Genomic DNA, 19,894 nt, shown 5'->3' with positions numbered 1-19,894 from the left:
CGCAACGGGCCGGGTACGAGCCCGTCTGGTACAGCGTAGAAAGCGCTGACTGCGCATGCATCGCACTGTTCGCAGGATAAAGCGGGCGCCGGTTCACATCTTTCGTTCGTCCGACGCGCTTCCGCGCTGCAAACGGGCGAATCGCATGGCAAGGGTGAGATCGAATCGGGTGTCCGGGTCTTCGAGATCCTTGCCGAGGAGCTCGGAGATCTTGCTGAGTCGGTATCGCAGCGTGCTCACATGCACGTTCAGCTGCCGGGCCGTCTCCTGATAGCGACCGTGCGCGTTCATGAAGGCCTCTGCCGTCAGAAAGAGGTCCCCGTGCCGCTCACCCTGGTGCACCATCAGTGGACCGATGGTCTCGCTGATGAACTCGGCGATCTCGGAGCCTCGCATGGCCGAGAGCAGAAATCGGCTGGATCCGAACTCATGAGCGCCGACGAGACCGGTTCGACCGATCTTCTGCGCGAGGTCGAGAATCTGCAAACAGCTCTTCCACGACTCGGGCATCTCGTCAAGCAGAAGCGCCTTCGGCGAGGAGGTGATCACGGCGCTGGGGTGCTTCGCGTGCACCCTGCTCATCTCGCGATGCAGGAGTTCCTCTCCCCGGCCTTGAGCCAGCCTGGCGGGCACGAAGAAGACGTGCAGTCCCTCGAGGAACTGCAGGCAGGCTCCGGGCCAGCGCCGCAGCAGCTCCCGCAGATCGGCGTCGAGATCTCTGTCGATCGCGTCCGCCGATGAGTCGCGCGCCACGACCAGGAAGTATTCGTGATCCGTCGCGAGCCCGACGAGCCCCGCGCGAGTCGTGAACTCGTAGGTGTTCGCAAGCGTACCCTCGAGAATCTGACGGAACACGTCCTTCTGCAAGAGGGACTCCGACTCCGCCGCGATTCGATCTCGGAGCAGGACCATCGCCGTCGCAGCGTTGACGGACGCGAATCCGTGCGCATCCGCGGACGTCGACCACGGGAGCACGATGCCAGTGGCCGCCCACTCCCGGGTGCCGCCGAAACCGACCACCTCGCCCGCCGGCACATTCCCGCCGAACGAGACCGGCATTGACGCGGCCGGCGAATCCCGCAGAGCTCTGGCCCGGCGGTAGAGCTCGGACCTCCTCGCATGGATCTCCTCTTCCCAGGCCTCCTGCGCAAGGCCCAGCGACGGAGGCGCAGTCCCTGCGAACTGCAGATTTCCGGCCCGGTCGAACAGGATGACCGAGTGCTCGCTCTCCTGCTCGATGACGCGCAGCTGCTCATCCGACTGACAGCCGCTCGCGACCGCATCGGTCGTGGCGGCGAGCAGCGACGCTGCACGAGCCGTCGACACCGCCGAGCGGCGCGTCTCGTCGAGCAACGCGGCGTTCGAGGCTGCAAGGGAGATCAATGAAGCGGCGGCCTTGATGTAGGAGAGCTGGAACGGATCACGCAGGAGATCGTTCCTGGACCGCAGCGAGAGCACCATTCTGCGACCCAAGGGGTCGGTGCCGCGGAGCGGGACGGTCACCGCGGCGACGATGTCCTCGCTCCGCGCCCACTCCTGGCTCGTGGGGAAATCCGCTGCTTCGCGAAGGTCGGGAATGATGATGATCTCTTCGCGGCGAAGCGCCTCGGAGGAGACGGAGCCGTCGAGATCCCACCGGGGAACACGGCTCTTCTCCGTATAGTGCAGTCGATCCTGGCGCGCGATGATCTCGCCGAAGCCCCCTCCGAGGTCCATCGCGTAGATCCAGCAGATCTGCCAGGATGCATGGTCGCATATGGAATCCGCGATCGATTGGAGCACCTCGGTCAGCTCCATGGACCCGCTGACGTTGAGCGCCATTCGCCGGATGCTCTCGAAGTAATCCGAGACCTGCTCGAACCTGAATTCACCTGACTGCAAGAACCACTACCTCCTCGTAGCCGTACCGCTCCCTCCCGCGGCCCCTAGAGATGCACGACGGCTTCCAGGAACTTCCGCGTGCGCGGATTCTGCGGGTTGCTCAGCACTGCCGCGGGATCACCGGACTCCACCTCGGCGCCTTCATCCATCACGACGAGCCGGTCTGCGACCTGCCGTGCGAAACCCATCTCGTGCGTCACCGTCACCATCGTAAGTCCGCCGGCCGCAAGCTCCGTCATGAGTCCCAGCACTTCGCCCACCATCTCGGGATCCAGGGCAGAGGTCGGCTCGTCGAACAGCACGAGTTCGGGCTCCATCGCCAGCGCTCTGGCGATGGCGATGCGCTGCTGCTGTCCGCCGGAGAGCGTACGGGGGTGGGCCTCGAGAAAGTCGCCGAGTCCCACGCTCGCGATGAGTTCCGCCGCTTTTTCGCGCGCTTCCCTCCTCGGCGTCCCGAGCACGCGCTGCGGGCCGATCGCGACGTTGTCGAGAGCTGTGAGGTGCGGAAACAGATCGAACTGCTGGAACACCATCGTCATCTTCGCCCTGGCGCGGTTCTTCTGAGCAGCCGAGAGTTGCACCGCGGGTTCGTCGAGACCGCGGGAGAATATCTTCTCGCCGTTGAACTCGATGCTGCCGGAGGTCGGCTCTTCGAGCAGATCGCAGCACCTCAAGAAGGTTGACTTGCCGGAGCCGCTCGGGCCGATGATGCAGATGCGTTCACCGCGCTGCACGTCGAGGCTCACGCCCTTGAGCACTTGTTTGTCGCCGAAGGTCTTCGTGATGTTCTTCAGGGAGAGCATCGGAGAGCCGGGCTGCTGGTCGTTCATGGCTACATGTATCACTTTCCGGGTCTACCCCGATCTGGTTCGAGCGGAACTCCCTCTTTGGAGCCCCGCGTCTCGTGCGCGTCTCAGAGTGATGAGGTGTGCGGCAGTCTATGGGTCAAGCGTTACGGTTATCGACATCGTCGGGTGAGTTCCCCCCGCGGACCGGCCAATCCTCGGAGAGCACCGCCCACTCCTCCGCCACCGGACGACCGTCGAGTGCGTAGATGTCGTCCGATTCGGCGATCACGTCCTGCAGCACTCCGCTTGCGACGAAGTCCCGGTAGTGCTCCTCCGTCTCCCATACGGAGAAGGTCATCCGATCCCGGGTTCCGGGAATACCCAGCACATGGGCGTGCAGCAGCCCGGGCTGCGAATACCACGTCTCTCGGACCCCCTCGTACCAACGCCGCTTGTGATCGATGTCCTCCAGTCCCGGACGCACTGACCATCTGCTCATTCTGATCCACATACGGTCCCCGTTCCTTTCTCCGTCAGAGGATCGACGATGGAGATGGACGCCTCGGACACGTACTTCGGTTTCCCCTCGAAAATGCTGTGCCGCGCTTCGGACTCGATCCAGCTCTCCTCCGCCGCGCGGATCTCCTGGACCGTGCCCCGATAGGAGAGAATCCACGTGAACTCCCCCTGATGCTCATCGACCCAGGTCTGCTCGATGGTGAAACCACTCGCGGTTCGGGAAGCGACGACCTGCGGGAAGATCTCCGTGAGGAACTCCGTCGCGTATTCCGGCACCAGCGTGTATCTGCGGAGCATGAAGGTCCGACTCTCGCTCACGTCGCACTCCCTTCCGGCTTACGAACCGATTCCGGCTCGGGACGCCGGAGCGACACCAGTCTTCGGTTCGCGAACTCGTAGATGCCCAGATCCCCGAGCTCCCGCCCGAACCCAGATCGTTTCACACCGCCGAACGGGAGATCCGGGCCACCGCTGTCTGCAGCGTTGATGTGCACCATACCGACCTGAATACGTGCGGCCACCTGCAGCGCCTCATCCTGGTCGGTGGAGAACACCGCGCCGGACAGCCCGTACGGAGAACTGTTCGCGAGTTCGATGCCCTGTTCTGAGTCCGAGATCGGGTAGACGACGAGCACCGGCCCGAATATCTCTTCCGTGTATGCGTCCATCTCCGAAGTGACCCCGGTGAGGACAGCCGGCGTCACCCAGGCGCCGGGTCGGTCGAGTCGTTCGCCGCCGATGCGCAGCACCGCCCCCTGCTCGACCGCGCGTTCGATCTGGCGAGCCACCTCGTCAGCCGCCTGTTCGGACGATAGCGGATAGTACGATCCGGGTGTCGGCGAGGACGGATCGCCGGGAGTCAGCTCCGCGACCGCGGCGACGAGCTCGGCGACGAAACGGTCGTACAGCCGCTCGGCCACGAGGATCCTCTTGTTCGATGTGCACACCTGACCGCTGTTGACCAGCCGCTTCCGCAGGGCGCCGCGAGCCGCCTGAGCGACATCATCCGTGCTCAGATACATGTGGGCATCGGACCCGCCGAGTTCGAGGACGACCTTCTTGAGGTGTCTGCCCGCCACCTCTGCGACCCGAGAACCGGCGCGCTCCGAACCGGTCAGCGAGACACCCACGATCCGGTCGTCCGCGATGATCTCCTCCACCTGACGATGATCGACGAAGAGGTTCTGGTACACACCGTCGGGCAGACCCGCTTCGCGCATCACTTGTTCGATCGCGAGTGCCGACTGCGGACAGGTCGCCGCGTGCTTGACGAGTACCGCGTTGCCGAGCACGAGGTTGGGCGCGGCGAAGCGCACCACCTGATAGAACGGGAAGTTCCACGGCATGATGCCGAGCACCGGACCGAGCGATCGCGTCTCGAGTACCGCTCTCATCCCTGCCTCGTCCTTGAGCGTCTGGTCGGCGAGCAGGCGCTCACCTTCGGCGGCGTAATGCCGCAGGATGCTGGCGCAGAACGCTACCTCGCCGGACGCTTCGTTCAGCGGTTTACCCATCTCCCTCGATGCGAGCGCCGCGAGTTCGTCGGTCCGCTCCTCGAAGAGGTCGGCGGCGCGTGCGACGACTTCGCTCCGATCGCTGAGGGGACGCTCCGACCACTCGGCATACGCCGCTGCGGCCTGCGCCAGGGCCGCCTCGACCTCCGAGTCGCTCAGAGAGTCGAAACGCTTCTCGACCTCCCCCGTCATGGGATTCTCCGTCCTGAATCCCGACTCTGTTCTTCTCTGCTGCATCACCGTCGTTGCACCTCCGCCGTCTTCACTGATCGGTTCATCTCTGATGGACCACGTCGCCGTGCATGTAGACCTCATTCGGCACCAGCTCGGCAAGGTCTCCCGCGCAGGTAAGCGGGTCCTCTTCGTAGAGGATGAAGTCGGCCTCTTTGCCCGCGGTCAAGCTCCCCAGTGTCTGGTCGAGCGACAGCGCCTTCGCCGCCTCGATGCCGTGGAGCGGGAGCGCTTCGGCGAGACTGATCGATTCCCAGGGCTCGATCGCATCTCCCCAGAACCCCTGGCGACGCACGGCGACACCACAGTTGAACAACGGGTTCACGTGCGACCCGTCCGACGCGAAGACCGGCACGATGCCGTCGTCCAGAATGGTGCGCGTGGGCATACGGCCTGTCCGCGCGACATCCCCCAGCACGACCGGCACGAAGTCCCCGATGAAAACGTAGAGGAATCCGGGATTCATCACCGGTATCGCGTTGGAGCGCTTGATGTCGTCGAGCATCGAGAGTTCCGGCACGAAATTTCCCAGATGCTCGATGCGAATGCGCCGATGCAGGAACGGATCACCCGAGTCGATGATGGCGTTCAGCACCTCCTTCTGCGCACGCGCACCGTTCGCGTGAATCGCGAGTTGAACATCCTGCTCACGTGCGAGCCCGATGAGACGACGCAGCTCGCCGTACGAGAGATTGATCCTGCCGCGATCGTGCGGTCGAACGGCCTCTGTCGCCAGGTACTCCGTCAGCGTCGCCGCATTGCGAGAGGAGTAGCCGCCGTCCGAGAACATCTTCACCCCGCTGATCGCGAACTGCGCGGCGCTTCTCGATCGTTCGGCGTCCTCGGCCGCCATCGCGATGACCTGCTCCTCGGGCGCGATCGCCCGAGCCACGAGCATCGACCGCACTCGGAGCTTCAATCGGTCATCCGCGGTGAGCTCCTCGAGGAGTTCGAGGGAGAGCCGGCTCTCGGTCATCTCCCCGATGGTCGTGACCCCTCGAGCCAGATATTTTCGTCCTTCTTCGACGAGCGCCGCCGCGTGCTCCTCGCGAGTGGGCTCGGGGATCGGCAGATGCCCGGTGATCTCTGCGAACCGCCCGTTCAACTCTCCATTCTCGTCGCGCTCGACCCTCGGCGCGCCCCAGAGTCCTGCAAGACCCGCGTCGAAGACCTGCTCCGGGATGAGCGCGATCGCCGCGCTGTTCAGCACCGAGATGTGACCACCGCAGTGCAAGATGATGGGAGTCGTCTGGCTCACCCGATCGAGATCCCGTCTGTCGGGCAGGCGGTGATCGGCGATCTTCTGGTCGAGGAACAGATTCGCATGACCGATGATCCAGCCGCGATGCGGTTCGGCCTCGCTCAGCGTCTGCAGGATCTCGTCGATCGACTTGCAGCGGGGGTAGCCGCAATCCACGCTGTTCTGCGAGCGTCTCGCAGCGTACATGTCGAAGTGGAGATGGGAGTCGACGAATCCAGGGAGCGCGACGCTCTCCCGTCGATCGATGTACGGGATGCCGTTCCGCTCAGCCGACTCCGCGAGATCGCGATGTCCCGTTCGCAGAATCTTCCCGTCCCTGACGTGCATCGCTGAGATGGTCGGGTCTCCCTCGTACGGGATCGCCCTCCCGAACTCGATGATGTACTCGCGCATGGTACGTATCCTTCCGGGGTCCGGGGAGCACTCCGCCTGGAGGGCGCCCCTGCTGCTGCTGCTTCGGTTATCGGCGATCGGCGTCGGCTGCCGCCGGCGCGGCAATGGCGGCGAACCTCTCGAGCGAAGCCTTGGCTTTCTCGTGGTCGCGCGCGAACGGGGATACGTTGATCATCGAGATCCCCATCGCCTCGTAGCGGGCGAGCTTCTCCCTGATCCAGGCTTCGGTACCGATCAGCAGGTTCTCCCGGATCTCCTCGCGCGTCGGCTCGTTCTCCTGCACCCGCGCGCGGATGATCCCTCGAGGGTTCTCGTCGTGGGAGAAGTCGTGGAGCTGCTGATGGATCCGCCAGTGCTCGAGCAGTTCGTCGATCCTGGCCTCGGCGTCCGCTTCGTCCTCGGCGCAGTACATGAACTTCGTGATCGCGAACTTCTGGTCGGCGCGGTCACTCTCGGCCGCGCCGCGATAGAACGCCGCCGCCATCTCCGCAACGTGTTCGTCGCTCCACAGGAAGGTGGAGTGCATGACGTCGTATCCGCGCCGCGCACCGTCCTCGATCGCCCGCGGCGTCTGCGAGGCCATCCAGAAACGCGGGCGGGGGCGCTGCAGCGGGCGCGGCCACACGTAGACGTCCTCGAAGTTCACGAACTTGCCCGCGAAGCTCGACTCGGTCTCCTCGTTCTCGAGCAGAAGTTTGATCGATTCCAGGTTCTCGATGAAGCGGTCCAGACTCTCCTCGAACGGGATGTGGAGCTTCTTGAACTCGTACGCATACGCGCCGCGCGCCAGGCCGACCTCCAGGCGGCCGCCGACCAGGTTGTCGGCCTGCGCGATCTCCCCCGCGGTGCGGATCGGCTGATGATGGTAGGGCAGCACGATGACTGCGGCCCCCACTCGCACGTGCTGCGTGTGCTGTGCGATCTGCACCAGCGGCAACAGAGCCGACGGAGACTGGTTGAAATAGATCAGATGGTGCTCGGGCACCCACACATAGCCGTATCCATTCGCATCGGCTACCTGAGCGAGTTCGAGCATCCGCTCATAGACGGACATACCTCCGTTCTCGATCTCATCGGGAAACGCACCGTACGGGAGAAACACGCCATATTCCATGTGAGACAGGCTAGGAATTGGAAGAGGGTGGCTGCTTCGACGAAACATACGAGGTCTGAGCGCCGTGTTCCTACCTTCCCGCGAGGCGGGTGCGGCTGGAGCGGATGGCGCGATCAAGCCACGCGATCTGTTCTGATCCCCTCACTTCCGGTGACGGTCGCGAAGGTTTCGACGGGGCACTACCGTTCGACGATGCCGTCGAAGAGGTTGCTGATGAGGGCGTCGGCGAAGGTTTCATCGACGGGTTGGTCGGGAATGAGGAGGCGGTGGTAGACAGCGCCCCAGAGCTGGTCGACGAGAACTTCGGCATTCACGTCCGGGCGGATCTGTCCGGCCTCCTGTGCGCGCTGGAACCGGGCTGCGGCCAGCTCCCGTCGCTGAGACGAATACAGGCGCCGGTACTCGGCGGCGAGGTCGTGGTCGGTCTGAGATTGGCCGATGAGCTCGACCAGAAGGCGCCCGGCCGGGGTGGTGGTCATGAGTTCGATGAAGTGGTGCAGCTGCGTGGTGATGTCGGCTCGGATGCTCCCGGTATCGGGGAACGCCAGCGTGTCCTCGACGGCGTGGAAGTAGCCGTCGAGGGCGAGCGCGCCGACCGAGGGCCACCACTTGTACAGCGTGGTCTTGCTCACGCCCGACTCGCGGGCGATGCGTTCGAAGGTCAGGCCGGGGAGGCCATCGCGCAGGAGCAAGTCGCCGACGGCGTACAGTACATCAGCACGCACCTCGTCGGCAGGTCGTCGGCCACGGCCGCGTCGGGCCGTCACGGTGTCAGTGGTGGTGGTCTCTGTCATACGTGCTCCTGTGCAATGATAACCAGCCGGGCGATACGCCCGCCGCGCAGCTCAAAGCGCATAGGGCCGGTGCCGTTGTACCCATTGCCCGACACGGTGAGCGTCACGATGAAGGTCTCGGTCGCGTCGGCGGCTTGCGCGTCGACGAGTTCGAAGCGGGTTTGGACGCCGATGTTGTCGGTGCGGTCCCAAGACCGGACGCCCTCGTGTCCGCGGAATTCTCTTCCCCAGTCGTTGAGGTAAGCGTCGTCAGTGAAGGCGTCGACGAAGGCGTCGGAGTCTCCGGCGTTGGTGGCGTCGATGAAGGCACGGATCGGCGCGGGAAGATGGGTCTCGGTCATGATGTCTCCTGTTCTGATTGTCGATGGTGATACGTGCGGTGCGCGGATGTGACGCGCGTGGCGTCGCGGGGAGCTGCGTGCCGGGGCGTGTCCGCCCCCGGCACGCAGGGTTGTTACTGGGTGACTGTGAGGAGGTCGGTCAGGTCGACCCGGGCGTAGAACTCGCGGCGGATGCGGTCGGCGACCTCCGAGACTTCTTCGGAGCCGTCGTTCGCCGGGTCGATGTGCACCCTGTAGGGGCGCTCACCGGCGGGAAGGGCGACGATGCGGGCGATCTCGTCGGAGACCAGCGAGGCGTCCGCGCCTTCGGGGGCGAGGGCGGCGAGCTTGCCGGCGACCTGCTCGATCAGGCCGGGGTACTTCGTCTCGTACTCGGTCTCGATCGCGGTGTCGGCGGGGTGTCCGGAGTGCGCGAAGTGGTTGGTGCCGCTGGTGAACGATCCGGGGACGACGATCGAGGTCTCCACGCCCCAGCGGGCCAGCTCGGCGGCGTACGAGACCGCGAGGGAATCCATACCGGCCTTCGCGGCGAAGTACGGGGCGAGGTAGGGCGGGGTGCCGCCCTTGACCGAGGAGCTGGACACCCATAGCACGAGGCCCTTGCCGGCCTTGCGCAGGTGCGGAAGGGCTGCACGGTTGACCCGCTGGGTGGAGAGCACGTTCACGTTGTACAGCTCGGCGAGCTGCTCAGGCGTGAACGCCTCAGCGGGGCCTGTGACCATGTGCCCGGCGTTGTGGACCAGCACGTCGATGCGTCCGTGCTCGGCGATGATCTGCGCGATGGCGGCGTCGACGGATCCCTGGGAGTTGACGTCGAGCTCGATGGCGCGCAGATCCACCGCATGCTCGGCGGCGTAGCCGGCCACGGCCTGCACCTGGGGCGCGTTGCGCCCCTCGGTCTCGCGCATGCCGGCGTAGACGGTGTTGCCCGCATCGGCGAGGGAGCGCGCGGTGAGGGCGCCGAAGCCGCTGGAGGCTCCGGTGATGACGACGATGTTCTTACTCATGGTGGTGTTCTCCTTCCGTGATTTGTCTTGGCCGGCCATTGGTTGAGAGCTCAGGCGAGCCCGCCATTGGTGAAGATGACCTGGCCGTTGACCCAGCGGGCGGGGCCAGCGAGGAAGGCGACGGTCTCGGCGATGTCCTGGGGCTGGCCGAGACGCTCGAGCGGGACGGCCTTGGACAGGTTCTGGATGGTCTGCTCGTCCTTGCCGTCGAGGAACAGGGGCGTGGCGGTGGGGCCGGGCGCGACGGCGTTGACAGTGATGTCCTTGCCCCGCAGCTCGCGGGCGAGGATCAGTGTCAGGGTCTCCACCGCCGCCTTCGACGCCGCGTAGGCGGCGTAGGACGGGAACTTCGTCCGGGTGACGGACGTGGAGAAGTTGATGATCGCGCCACCCGAGCGGACGCGGTTCGCAGCCTGCTGCGAGATCACGAAGCTGCCACGGATGTTGGTGCGGTGCATCCGGTCGAGATCGTCGAGGTTCAGCGTCGCGATCGGCGAGAGCAGCATGATGCCGGCCGTGTTCACGACGACATCGATGCCGCCGAACGCGGCCTCGACCTGGTCGAACACTGCCTGCATGGCCTGCTCGTCAGCGACGTCGCCGCCGACCGCGATTGCGGAGCCGCCGGTCGCGGCGATCTTCTCCACAAGGGTCTCGGCCTTCGCGCGGTTGCCTGCGTAGTGGACGGCGACGGCGTAACCGTCGGCGATCAGACGCTCGACGACGGCCTCCCCGATGCCTCCGCTTCCGCCGGTGACGAGCGCGACACGGGGCTGAGTGGTGCTGGTGGTACTCATGACTGGTCTCCTTGGTTGATCTGGATCGTCCATGTTCCGAAATGAACGATGCGTACATATAATCATGAAATGAACAGCTTGTCTACATCGAGTCTTCGATCTACACTGAACTAGTCGTTCAGTTCACTTAGCTGCCGAGGCGCAGCCCCTAAGGAGAGGAAGCCCCGATATGAGCGTGTGGTTCATCACCGGCGCGAACCGCGGTTTCGGCGCGGAGATCGTCGAGAAGGCGCTCGCGGCCGGCCACCAGGTCGTCGCGACAGCTCGCAAGCCCGAGCAGATCACCGAGCGGTTCCCCGAGGCGGGCGACAAGTTGCTCGCCGTCGCTCTCGACGTGACCGACGAGGTGCAGGCGCAGGCTGCGACGGCTGCGGCCATCGAGCGGTTCGGGCGCATCGACGTGCTGGTCAACAACGCCGGCCGCGGCGTGCTCGGCGCGGTCGAGGAGATCAGCGACGCGGACGTGCGCGCCGTCTACGAGACCAACGTGTTCGGACTGCTCAACGTCACCCGAGCCGTCGCTCCCGTACTGCGGGCGCAGCGTGCCGGGCACATCGTCAACCTGTCCTCTGTCGGAGGCTTCGTCGGCGCACAGGGCTGGGGCATCTACGCCTCCACCAAGTTCGCGGTCGAGGGCTTCTCCGAAGCGCTCGCCACCGAGCTGAAGCCCCTGGGCGTGCAGGTGACGCTGATCGAGCCGGGCTACTTCCGCACCGACTTCCTCGACGACTCCAGCCTGCACACGGTCGAGTCCACAATCGACGACTACGCCGACGGCCCCGCGGGGCAGATGCGTGAGATCGCGACTCAGGTCAACCACGACCAGCCCGGGGACCCGGTCAAGGCCGCGCAGGTGATCGTCGAGACCATCGACTCCGGCATGGCGCCGCTGCGACTGCAGCTCGGCGCCGACTGCGTCGCCGCGGTCGAGGAGAAGCTCGCCTTCGTCCGTCAGGAACTGGACACCTGGCGGGACGTGTCCGTCTCCACCGGCTTCGACGAGCCCACCGCCGCCTGACACCCGACTCGCCGGGCGGGCGATGACGACCCGCCCGCCCGGCAACCACCCGTCCACCCCGACGACATCGCGACAACAAGGAGACGTGACCATGAGCAAGAACACGACGGACACCCCCGCCGGCCAGAGCAGCACCTTCACCCTTGGCGGCGACCTCACCGTCACCCGTCTCGGGTTCGGCACCATGCAGCTGACCGGCCCAGGCGTGTGGGGGCCGCCGAAGGACGTCGACGAGGCGGTGCGCGTGCTACGCCGCGCCGTTGAACTCGGCGTCGACTTCATCGACACCGCCGACTCCTACGGCCCCGACGTCGCCGAGGAACTCGTCAAGCGCGCGCTGCGACCCTACTCAGGCGACCTGGTCATCGCGACCAAGGCGGGCTTCACCCGCCAGGGCCCGAACCAGTGGACCATCAACGGCGACCCCGCCTACCTGCGCCGGCAGGCCGAGGGCAGCCTGCGACGGCTCGGCGTCGACCGGATCGACCTGTTCCAGCTGCATCGCATCGACCCGTCGGTGCCGCTAGAGGACCAGCTCGGCGTGCTCAAGGCGCTGCAGGACGAGGGCAAGATCCGCCACATCGGCCTGTCCGAGGTCTCCATCGCTGATGTCGAGGCGGCATCTCGGATCGTCCCGATCGTGTCGGTGCAGAACGAGTACAACCTCGCGAACCGCTCGTCGGAGACGCTGCTGGACTACTCGACCCGCAACGGCATCGGATTCATCCCCTGGTTCCCGCTCGCGACCGGAGCGCTCGCACAGGGTGACGGCCCGCTCGCCGCGATCGCCCGCGACAAGGGCGTCTCGCCCTCGCAACTGGCTCTGGCATGGCTGCTGCGCCGTTCGCCCGCAATGCTGCCGATCCCCGGCACCTCGAAGGTCGCCCACCTCGAGGACAACCTCGCCGCCGCCACGATCGAGCTGACCGACGCGGAGTTCACGGATCTGACGAAGGCCGTCTGATGACCGATGACGCCGAAGCGCCACCCGCGACGCTCGCAACAACCCAACGCGTGAACACGGGTGCGACCGACAACGAGACCGACGAACGCAGGGAGGCGAACCGATGACGGAGAGCATAGACGGTGATGGGATCGTCAACCGTCCCCGTGGCGCGCGCAGCGACCGCATCCACGCGGAGGTGATCGCTGCGACCCAGGAACTGCTGCGCGAGGGCGGACTCCCAGCCGCGACGGTGGATGCGATCGCGCAGCGGTCAGGCGTGAGCAAGGCCACGATCTACAAGCACTGGCCTTCGCGCACAGCAGTCGCCGCGAAGGCGTTCGGGCGGATGATGGCCGAGTCGTTACCACTGCCCGACACCGGGAGCACCCGTGGCGACCTCACTGAGCAGGTGCGACGGGTCAGCGCGTTCTACGCCAGTGGCCTCGGTACCGTGTTCGCCCAGCTCATCGCGGCGTGCGTCGACGATGACGCCGGCGCGGCGTACTTTCGCAGGTACTTCCTCGACGGCCGCCGCGCAGCGATCACAGAGTTGTGGCAGCGCGGCATCGACCGCGGCGACGCCGACCCAGCGATCCCGATCGACGACGTCATCGACGTCCTCTTCGGGCCGCTGATCTTCCGCCGCCTCACCGGCCACTACGCGCTGACCGACGAGCACGCTGCGAGCCTCGCGAAGACCGCCCTCGCCGGCCTGCTGCCCGAGACCGAGTAAGACCGAATCCCACAAGGAATAAGAGAAGGAAAACGACCATGAAGACCTGGTTCATCACCGGCGCCTCCCGCGGCTTCGGCCGCGAATGGACCGAAGCCGCTCTCGAGCGCGGCGACCGCGTTGCGGCCACGGCGCGCAACACCGCCGCCCTCGATGCGCTCGTCGCGCAGTACGACGGCGCCGTGCTGCCACTGCAGCTCGACGTCACCGACAAGGCCGCCGTTGACGCGGCGGTCGCTCGTGCGATCGAGCGCTTCGGGCACCTCGACGTCGTCGTCAACAACGCCGGCTACGGCCTGTTCGGCGCGATCGAGGAGGTCTCCGAGGAGGAGGCCCGCGACCAGATCGAGGCCAACCTGTTCGGCGCGCTCTGGGTCACCAAGGCCGTCATCCCGCACATGCGCGAGCGCGGCTCCGGCCACATCGTCCAGGTGTCTTCCATCGGCGGCATCAACGCCTACGCCAATCTCGGCCTCTACCACGCCTCCAAGTGGGGCCTGGAGGGCTTCAGCCAGGCGGCCGCCCTCGAGCTCGCGCCGTTCGGCGTGCATGTGACCCTCATCGAGCCTGCGAACTACTCCACAGACTGGTCCGGAGCCTCGGCCGTGCACTCCACCCCGTTGGACTTCTACCAGCCTGCTCGCGATGCTCGCGCCGCCCGGGTCCGTCCCGGCGCTGTCGGCGTGCCGTCCGCGACCCGTGAGGCGATCCTCGCCGTAGTCGATGCCGAACAGCCCCCACTGCGGATATTCTTCGGCCGCAACATGATCGAGCAGGCCACAGGCGAGTACCGCCAGCGCATTGCCGGCTGGGAGGCCTGGCGGCCGGTCTCCGAAGCCGCACACGGTACCGGCGCCGAATGACGCAGGAGAGCGGCCGCCACCAGGCGCGGTGACGCCCTCCGCAGCGCGGTCACCCCGCGGATGATCAAGAACGAAAGGAGAGGACTCAATGCCCACAGGCACCATACCGGTTCCCTCAGTAGAGCCCGCCAGAGTCGGGGCATCGCCCAGAGCGAATCACGCAGTGCTCCTCGCGCTGGCGTTCGGGACCTTCGCGATCGGGTCCGGCGAGTTCGCCAGCATGGGCATCATCCAGCTGTTCGCCTCCGACATGGGGCTCAGTATTCCGACCGCGAGCTGGGCGATCACCGCCTACGCCCTCGGGGTGGTCATCGGCGCCCCCGCGATCACGATCCTCACGGCACGCTGGAACCGCCGCCGCCTGCTGCTCTCCATCACCGCTCTGTTCGTGGTCGGCAATCTGCTCTCGTCTGTCGCGAATGATCTCGGGGTCCTGATGGTTGCGCGCTTCCTCGCGGGGATGCCGCAGGGCGCGTACTTCGGAGCGGGCGCGGTAGTCGCCACCTACGTCATGGGGAAGGAACGATCCGGGCAGGCGTTCTCCCGGGTAGCGATGGGCCTCACTGTCGCAATGATCGTCGGCGCCCCGCTGGGCACGGCGATCGGTCAGCTCGGCGGATGGCGCGGCACATATCTCGCGATCGCCGCCCTGGGCTTGATCTCGCTCGTAGCGCTGCACGTGCGACTGCCCCGAACCGAGGCCCTCGCAGGAGGATCGATCGCCCGCGAACTCAGCGCGCTTCGTCGACCCGCCGTCTGGGCCACCGCGTGCGTTGCGGCCCTGGGCATCTCCAGCATCTTCGCGGTCTACACCTACATCGGCCCCATGATCACCGACGTCGTTCGGCTGGACCCGTCCGTCATCCCGTTCGCATTGGCCGCGTTCGGTCTGGGCATGACCGTGGGCAACATCATCGGCGGCAGGATCGCCGATCGCTCCCGGTGGCAGGGCCTCGTGGGCGGGTACGCCGCAACGCTGGCGATCCTCGTGGTTCTCGCCCTGACCGGCAGCGCCGCCTGGATGCTGCTCCTGTGCTTGTTCGGCATTGGAGTGGCGATGATGGGGTCCATACCGACGATCCAGGTGCGCATGATCAGCGCCGCACCCGAGGCGCCCACCCTCATGGGAGCCCTCAACATGGGCGCGCTGAACCTCGCCAACGCGCTGGGAGCCTGGGCTGGGAGCGTCGTGATCGCCGCCGGCTATGGGTTCCTTGCCAGCGCCTGGGCCGGTTTCGCTCTCACGGCAGCAGGTTTGGCTCTCTTCGCCATGACGTGGACGATCGATCGTGGCACGAAGCCGCCGGATACGGCCGCATGACAAAACGAACATCATGCAGACTCCACAGAACAGCTCAGGGATTCAGAGCCGCGATGTGAGGGCTGACGGGACCGCCGATTCACCCAGTCCCCGCATTGCTCGGGAAGCAGGGAGGAGCGCATCCGCGGCCTCCGGCAGCGCCCTGGTCTGAGCCTGACCAATGAATCCCGCCTGAAACGATCGCGGTCCCGGCAGCGTCATTGCTGGTGGCTTCACAGAAAGAGTCGAGGCGGAGACAGAAACCCCTCTGGAGCCTTACGTCAACCTTCGAGAACGACGAGGCTTTGGTGAGACCGTCTTCTCATCAAGGCTCATCAGTTGACTGGCGGAATTTGAACCTGCGACCCCTTGACCCCCAGTCAGGTGCGCTACCAAGCTGCGCCACAGCCCGTGGCATCGATTTTCAGTTGTTTTGGGCCGTCCGGGAGGGGTAAACCCCTTAACCCCCAGGCAGACGGATCGGCCGCTTTCCCCTACTTGACTAGGGTTTTGACGTTCCATACGTTGCAGAGCGCGTCACGTTTTGCATGTTTTGCGGGGCGTTGACCACTAGATTGACCCACTAGATTTGGAGACCTCCGCATCGCTCCGAGCCGAGTTTATGGTGAGATCGTGGTGCCTGACTCCAGCAACTAGATTCTGGCGGTACAGTAGCTACGCTCGCCACGAGCTCTCTCCTTGCATGCGGTCGCTACTCCTCGCCCGCCTCCTCATCGGACGCCTGACTTCCCGGCTCGAGCCAGTCAGACGGGATGAGCTTCTCCCCGTTCCTCCAGTTGTGCACGACGGAGTCCTTGAACCAGTCGTCGTCATAGTCCGCGTGATCGATAACGATGATCTGGACGTTGCCACTCAGGGAGTTCGTGTATTCGACGAACAGCTTGAACATATTGCGAACGGACTCACGATCTGGATCCAGAAAGCTATCGTCAGCGTCGCGCGGCCGGTCCGACTGGAAATGGGCTTTGCTTGGTTGATCCAGCATCAGGAACCTAGGCACCGGACGCCGCTGTCTCAAGAAATACTCGTGGAGGGCGAGGTGAGCTGCCACGTGGTACCCCACCCAGTTCTCGCCACTTCCGATGTTGGGGAGCGGCAGCGGGCCTTCCTCTGTGTCGACAACGATCGTCAACTGATTCACGTCGAGCCTGATGGGTTGATCAGCCTGTTCCAGATGAAGTTTCTTGCTGTACTTCCCGAGTATCTGGCTCAGCGCGTTAAGTCGGGAAGTTAGCTGCTCGCGGGCCTCGCCGCCGTCAAGTTCCGATTCGAGGGCCTCCACAAGCGCCTTGGCACGGTCGCGAGAGCTCCGCAAGTTCGCAATTGCGGATTCATCTCTGCCCTGCAACTTGCTGAGGATCGCATCGATGCGGCCCCGCACAAACTGTTGTGCTTCACGAAGGGCACTCGGATCGGTGTCGAGGTCAGATACTGCATTCCCAGACATTGCAGTATCAATTGCGCTGAGTTCCTGCCTAACTCGCTCTATCTCTCCATTCACCTGCTTCAGTGCCTGCTGTCGTTTGGGTCGCCTAGCTGTCACAACGGCCAGTTCCTCGCGTAGCTCGTGGAGCCTAGTGTTGAGAACATCAACAGTTGCGTCAGGATGAGGCATGTCCTGCTCACAAACTGGGCACACATCACCGCTTTGAGCCTTCTCCGGTATGAAGTCAAGCACGCTCAGACGGTCGATCTGAAGCGACAATGACCCGTCATAGTCGCCTTCACCGTCGCGAACGTCGAGCAAAAGCTCACGATTGTTCATGAGCAAGTTCAGTTCTTGCGCCAGCTCTGAGCGCTTCGCCTCGTTCTTTCGTCGCTCATCCTGGGCGGCTAGGTCCACGGTTGGTGCCAACGGTTCGGAAGTTCGCATGAACCGCACCGTGTTGAGCACGTCAACCAGCTCAGCGTTAGGGTCATCGACTCGCGTGGTGATCAGACCGACAGCTCGCGCTTCACGGTGGAGTTCGCGTAGTTCTTGGTGTTCTCCCGCGAGTTCTTCTTCAGCGGAAGCGAGTGAGTTCTCCAACCGCCTGAGTGCTTGGCGTGCCTCCCGCAACCGAGCACGTTTTGCGGCTTGCTCTCCATCCACTGCCCCCAGGAAGTATGGGAGCGAATCTTTGAGGCTCTGCGCGATGCCAACTTCATTTTGCCGATGGAACAAGGCCACTTTGTTGTCGATCTCGTGCTGTTCCTGCAGGGTGAACGGAACTGCGCTTCCGAGGCCAACAGTTATTGGGCCTCGAGTCGAATGATCACTGGACTCTAGTTGCACACCTTCGAGTCCGATGCGCGCACCCAGCTGCGCCCGCAACCCATCGGTGTCTGTATTGAGTCGAAGGTTCGACATGGGCGGGGCAACCATTTCGGAACTTCCAAATTCCAGCATTGCACGATGGCTCGACACGCCCGCTGCATGGGGCTGACGGGCTACAAGGGCACGACTGCCGCCTGGTAGACGAAAAACTACCGCGAACCACGCAATTGTCTTAAACCACTTGGTGTGAGGAATCGAAGATTTGCTTCTCCCTAGGGCGTAGTCCACGATACTCAGCAGTGAACTCTTACCGGTTTTCGAGTCGCCGGTGATGATATTCAGGGAATCTAGGCGGAAATTGACATTCCTCTGACGACCGTCATGGTGGTAAATAGTGATGCTGACGATCTGCATTAGGGAGATACTCCAAACTGTGTGAAGATGTTAATTGAGCTGCCCGATTTGGAGAGGATCCCTCCGACCGTAGCCGCTGACGAAAGAATGCTACGCAGTTCCGTTCCTTCAGGAAGTTTTATCCCGGATCTCATCGTCGCATTGAAAGCGCCGTCAGCGTCAAGCACAAGCTGTCCACTCCGAAGCCCGTACCGGATGCCCTCGCGTACATGGGGCGCAAACTTCCTTGCTCGCTGAGGAAACCCGGCGAGGGCTTCCTGGTTTCTGTTGATCCATGTAGGGAGATGGGTCGTTGACTTCTGAGGGAGCATCTGACGCGTGCGTTGGTGGAACACGAGAGGTACCACGAGGAATGAATACTCCCAGGGCATAGACCGTTTATTCCTTGCCCGGTATCGATACGCCGCCCACTGTATCGATGCGGCGATGATCGCGGGATTGAGAATCGTGGCGGACAGCGCAGGTTGGTGGTCGACACCCGACGACGTCATACCGGAACTCCCAGAAGCTCTCGGACACGTTCTTGGAAATCTGGGTGCCACCCGATAACTCCTCGATTCGCGATTACGTGTCTGGTTCCGCCAGTCAGGAAGCGTTCGGTGAAGCCCGATCGGATAACCACGTTGTTCATCTCATAGAGTTTTTCAAAGAGCGTTCGGCCCACTTCAATCTTCGCTTCATCGCCACCCTCTCCGGAGCGATCAAGTCGATCACACGCGTTTTCGAACTGAATCTCCCACTCATCAATGAGTTGCTTCTCATAAAAGCTAAGGTCGTCGGCTACTAGGTCTCCATCATGAAGCCACTTTGTAGTTTGCGCGTAGGCACGGTGATAGTCGATAAGCGCACGCTGCATGTTGCGTCCATGAATTCCGATCCACTCGAGCTGCTTCACAAACGGCTTACCGAAATGTTCCTCAGCGACTTCCTCCGCAGTGATTTCCGCCAAAGTGTCGTCGACAGGAAGAGAGCCTTCGAGATAGTGATCACGAAGAGAGTGCAGTTTTGATCGCAGCTTCTCAGCTGAGATCGTGGCCACACCAGGGGTGTTGAGAACCTTTAGGCACTGCTCGTTCCACCAGCCCCATAGCCTTTCAACGAAGTGATCCATATGTTCGTCACGAACCGTTTGTGAAAGTTCCTGCCGGATAAGCCTGTCGACTTCTCCAACCTTCGGGTTGTTGTCGACGATATGAATTCGAGCAACAAGCGCGAGCCGAACTGATTCTTCCGCATTTGTCCATGCGTTTCGTCCCGCTTTTGTCGACCCCGCTGTGTAGCTCGTAGCAGCCTGCGTAAGAAGCTCACAAGCTTGCTTTTCATCGCGCTGATCGTTCCGCAGAAGCGCTGCGGCAGAGCCTTCCGGGACAGTCGATGTGGTGATCAAGTAGAGGAGCGGCCCGTTATCTATTCTCAACGCCGGAGTTTCCAACCATACGCGCAGCGTCTTCCAGAGGTCTGGGCTTGCGTCTGTGATCGGAGATACTCCATCGTGATGTTTTAGTTGCGATGCCGAAAGCACTTGACCATCGGAGTTGAGTTGCGCGATGTCGTCGTAGTCTTCGATCGAAAGGCACCTGGTCGCGTCGCTCCTCATCGCGCGGAGGAGGTCGAGCAGTCCCCAGCGGAACTGGTAGATGAATCCAAGTGCGGTTGCCGATGCATCGAACTGGCTCATGGCCGCACCGCCTCACATCAGTGT

At 63.8% G+C, this 19,894-nt stretch carries 19 protein-coding genes; 5 read left to right on the top strand and 14 right to left on the bottom strand.

Annotated elements, in window-relative coordinates; all coding sequences use genetic code 11:
- Positions 1-93 precede the first annotated feature (93 nt).
- From AMS65_RS02965 to AMS65_RS02915, 11 genes are all read right to left on the bottom strand, one after another.
- On the bottom strand, positions 94-1,821 hold the full coding sequence (locus AMS65_RS02965; RefSeq protein ID WP_157502037.1) for a helix-turn-helix domain-containing protein: 1,728 nt from the start codon (positions 1,819-1,821) through the stop codon (positions 94-96).
- Between the two features lie 104 nt (positions 1,822-1,925).
- Positions 1,926-2,711 (bottom strand): amino acid ABC transporter ATP-binding protein, encoded by a 786-nt coding sequence (locus AMS65_RS02960; protein ID WP_053382680.1) that lies wholly within the window; start codon positions 2,709-2,711, stop codon positions 1,926-1,928.
- A gap of 115 nt (positions 2,712-2,826) precedes the next feature.
- Positions 2,827-3,168: a hypothetical protein gene (locus AMS65_RS02955; protein WP_157502035.1), complete on the bottom strand. Its 342-nt coding sequence runs from the start codon at positions 3,166-3,168 to the stop codon at positions 2,827-2,829.
- On the bottom strand, positions 3,165-3,506 hold the full coding sequence (locus AMS65_RS02950; protein WP_053382678.1) for a hypothetical protein: 342 nt from the start codon (positions 3,504-3,506) through the stop codon (positions 3,165-3,167). Before AMS65_RS02950 ends, AMS65_RS02955 begins: the two co-directional genes overlap by 4 nt.
- Positions 3,503-4,939 carry an NAD-dependent succinate-semialdehyde dehydrogenase gene (locus AMS65_RS02945; protein ID WP_053382677.1) on the bottom strand — a complete coding sequence of 479 codons (1,437 nt, stop codon included), beginning with the start codon at positions 4,937-4,939 and terminating at the stop codon, positions 3,503-3,505. Before AMS65_RS02945 ends, AMS65_RS02950 begins: the two co-directional genes overlap by 4 nt.
- 37 nt (positions 4,940-4,976) lie before the next feature.
- A complete protein-coding gene (locus tag AMS65_RS02940; RefSeq protein WP_053382676.1) occupies positions 4,977-6,587 on the bottom strand; it encodes an amidohydrolase in 1,611 nt (536 codons plus the stop codon).
- A 67-nt stretch (positions 6,588-6,654) separates the two neighbouring features.
- Positions 6,655-7,701: an LLM class flavin-dependent oxidoreductase gene (locus AMS65_RS02935; RefSeq protein WP_075200811.1), complete on the bottom strand. Its 1,047-nt coding sequence runs from the start codon at positions 7,699-7,701 to the stop codon at positions 6,655-6,657.
- 179 nt (positions 7,702-7,880) lie between these two features.
- On the bottom strand, positions 7,881-8,495 hold the full coding sequence (locus AMS65_RS02930) for a TetR/AcrR family transcriptional regulator (protein WP_053382674.1): 615 nt from the start codon (positions 8,493-8,495) through the stop codon (positions 7,881-7,883).
- Entirely contained in the window at positions 8,492-8,836 is a 345-nt protein-coding gene (locus tag AMS65_RS02925) for a nuclear transport factor 2 family protein (protein WP_053382673.1), read from the bottom strand. Before AMS65_RS02925 ends, AMS65_RS02930 begins: the two co-directional genes overlap by 4 nt.
- Positions 8,837-8,949: 113 nt before the next feature.
- Positions 8,950-9,843 (bottom strand): SDR family oxidoreductase, encoded by an 894-nt coding sequence (locus AMS65_RS02920; RefSeq protein ID WP_053382672.1) that lies wholly within the window; start codon positions 9,841-9,843, stop codon positions 8,950-8,952.
- 50 nt (positions 9,844-9,893) lie between these two features.
- Complete coding sequence (locus AMS65_RS02915) at positions 9,894-10,640, bottom strand: SDR family oxidoreductase (RefSeq protein ID WP_053382671.1); 747 nt, start codon at positions 10,638-10,640, stop codon at positions 9,894-9,896.
- A 169-nt stretch (positions 10,641-10,809) separates the two neighbouring features.
- On the opposite strand from AMS65_RS02915, the gene AMS65_RS02910 reads away from it, so the two are divergent.
- From AMS65_RS02910 to AMS65_RS02890, 5 genes are all read left to right on the top strand, one after another.
- Positions 10,810-11,658, top strand: a complete 849-nt coding sequence (locus AMS65_RS02910; protein WP_053382670.1) for an oxidoreductase — start codon at positions 10,810-10,812, stop codon at positions 11,656-11,658.
- Between the two features lie 91 nt (positions 11,659-11,749).
- Entirely contained in the window at positions 11,750-12,622 is an 873-nt protein-coding gene (locus tag AMS65_RS02905) for an aldo/keto reductase (RefSeq protein WP_053382669.1), read from the top strand.
- Positions 12,623-12,725: 103 nt separating this feature from the next.
- Entirely contained in the window at positions 12,726-13,337 is a 612-nt protein-coding gene (locus tag AMS65_RS02900) for a TetR/AcrR family transcriptional regulator (RefSeq protein ID WP_053382668.1), read from the top strand.
- 38 nt (positions 13,338-13,375) lie between these two features.
- Positions 13,376-14,200: an SDR family NAD(P)-dependent oxidoreductase gene (locus AMS65_RS02895; protein ID WP_053382667.1), complete on the top strand. Its 825-nt coding sequence runs from the start codon at positions 13,376-13,378 to the stop codon at positions 14,198-14,200.
- A 163-nt stretch (positions 14,201-14,363) separates the two neighbouring features.
- On the top strand, positions 14,364-15,521 hold the full coding sequence (locus tag AMS65_RS02890; protein WP_206541960.1) for an MFS transporter: 1,158 nt from the start codon (positions 14,364-14,366) through the stop codon (positions 15,519-15,521).
- 691 nt (positions 15,522-16,212) lie between these two features.
- On the opposite strand, the gene AMS65_RS18625 is transcribed toward AMS65_RS02890, so the two are convergent.
- The 3 genes from AMS65_RS18625 to AMS65_RS19300 are packed head-to-tail and all read right to left on the bottom strand — an operon-like array spanning position 16,213 to position 19,870.
- Positions 16,213-18,192, bottom strand: a complete 1,980-nt coding sequence (locus AMS65_RS18625) for a DUF3732 domain-containing protein (RefSeq protein WP_075200810.1) — start codon at positions 18,190-18,192, stop codon at positions 16,213-16,215.
- On the bottom strand, positions 18,192-18,683 hold the full coding sequence (locus AMS65_RS20620; RefSeq protein WP_368664695.1) for a three component ABC system middle component: 492 nt from the start codon (positions 18,681-18,683) through the stop codon (positions 18,192-18,194). Before AMS65_RS20620 ends, AMS65_RS18625 begins: the two co-directional genes overlap by 1 nt.
- The gene (locus tag AMS65_RS19300; RefSeq protein WP_157502033.1) at positions 18,680-19,870 is read right to left on the bottom strand and encodes an ABC-three component system protein; all 1,191 of its coding nucleotides are present in this window, start codon (positions 19,868-19,870) and stop codon (positions 18,680-18,682) included. The genes AMS65_RS20620 and AMS65_RS19300 overlap by 4 nt, the downstream gene beginning before the upstream one ends.
- Between the last annotated feature and the right edge of the window lie 24 nt (positions 19,871-19,894).

Origin of the sequence: Leucobacter celer subsp. astrifaciens, assembly GCF_001273835.1 — a bacterium.
In the GTDB taxonomy this organism is placed as follows: Bacteria; Actinomycetota; Actinomycetes; order Actinomycetales; family Microbacteriaceae; genus Leucobacter; species Leucobacter celer.
Note: the sequence above shows the minus strand (reverse complement) of the source record. Positions and strands in the feature narration are given on the sequence as shown.

Bases quoted from the DNA above. Each gene is read 5' to 3' on its own strand.
- AMS65_RS02965 (WP_157502037.1), bottom strand. From the start codon at position 1,821: ATGGCGCTCAACGTCAGCGGGTCCATGGAGCTGACCGAGGTGCTCCAA.
- AMS65_RS02960 (WP_053382680.1), bottom strand. From the start codon at position 2,711: ATGAACGACCAGCAGCCCGGCTCTCCGATGCTCTCCCTGAAGAACATC.
- AMS65_RS02955 (WP_157502035.1), bottom strand. From the start codon at position 3,168: ATGAGCAGATGGTCAGTGCGTCCGGGACTGGAGGACATCGATCACAAG.
- AMS65_RS02945 (WP_053382677.1), bottom strand. From the start codon at position 4,939: ATGCAGCAGAGAAGAACAGAGTCGGGATTCAGGACGGAGAATCCCATG.
- AMS65_RS02940 (WP_053382676.1), bottom strand. From the start codon at position 6,587: ATGCGCGAGTACATCATCGAGTTCGGGAGGGCGATCCCGTACGAGGGA.
- AMS65_RS02935 (WP_075200811.1), bottom strand. From the start codon at position 7,701: ATGGAATATGGCGTGTTTCTCCCGTACGGTGCGTTTCCCGATGAGATC.
- AMS65_RS02930 (WP_053382674.1), bottom strand. From the start codon at position 8,495: ATGACAGAGACCACCACCACTGACACCGTGACGGCCCGACGCGGCCGT.
- AMS65_RS02925 (WP_053382673.1), bottom strand. From the start codon at position 8,836: ATGACCGAGACCCATCTTCCCGCGCCGATCCGTGCCTTCATCGACGCC.
- AMS65_RS02920 (WP_053382672.1), bottom strand. From the start codon at position 9,843: ATGAGTAAGAACATCGTCGTCATCACCGGAGCCTCCAGCGGCTTCGGC.
- AMS65_RS02915 (WP_053382671.1), bottom strand. From the start codon at position 10,640: ATGAGTACCACCAGCACCACTCAGCCCCGTGTCGCGCTCGTCACCGGC.
- AMS65_RS02910 (WP_053382670.1), top strand. From the start codon at position 10,810: ATGAGCGTGTGGTTCATCACCGGCGCGAACCGCGGTTTCGGCGCGGAG.
- AMS65_RS02905 (WP_053382669.1), top strand. From the start codon at position 11,750: ATGAGCAAGAACACGACGGACACCCCCGCCGGCCAGAGCAGCACCTTC.
- AMS65_RS02900 (WP_053382668.1), top strand. From the start codon at position 12,726: ATGACGGAGAGCATAGACGGTGATGGGATCGTCAACCGTCCCCGTGGC.
- AMS65_RS02895 (WP_053382667.1), top strand. From the start codon at position 13,376: ATGAAGACCTGGTTCATCACCGGCGCCTCCCGCGGCTTCGGCCGCGAA.
- AMS65_RS18625 (WP_075200810.1), bottom strand. From the start codon at position 18,192: ATGCAGATCGTCAGCATCACTATTTACCACCATGACGGTCGTCAGAGG.
- AMS65_RS20620 (WP_368664695.1), bottom strand. From the start codon at position 18,683: ATGACGTCGTCGGGTGTCGACCACCAACCTGCGCTGTCCGCCACGATT.
- AMS65_RS19300 (WP_157502033.1), bottom strand. From the start codon at position 19,870: ATGAGCCAGTTCGATGCATCGGCAACCGCACTTGGATTCATCTACCAG.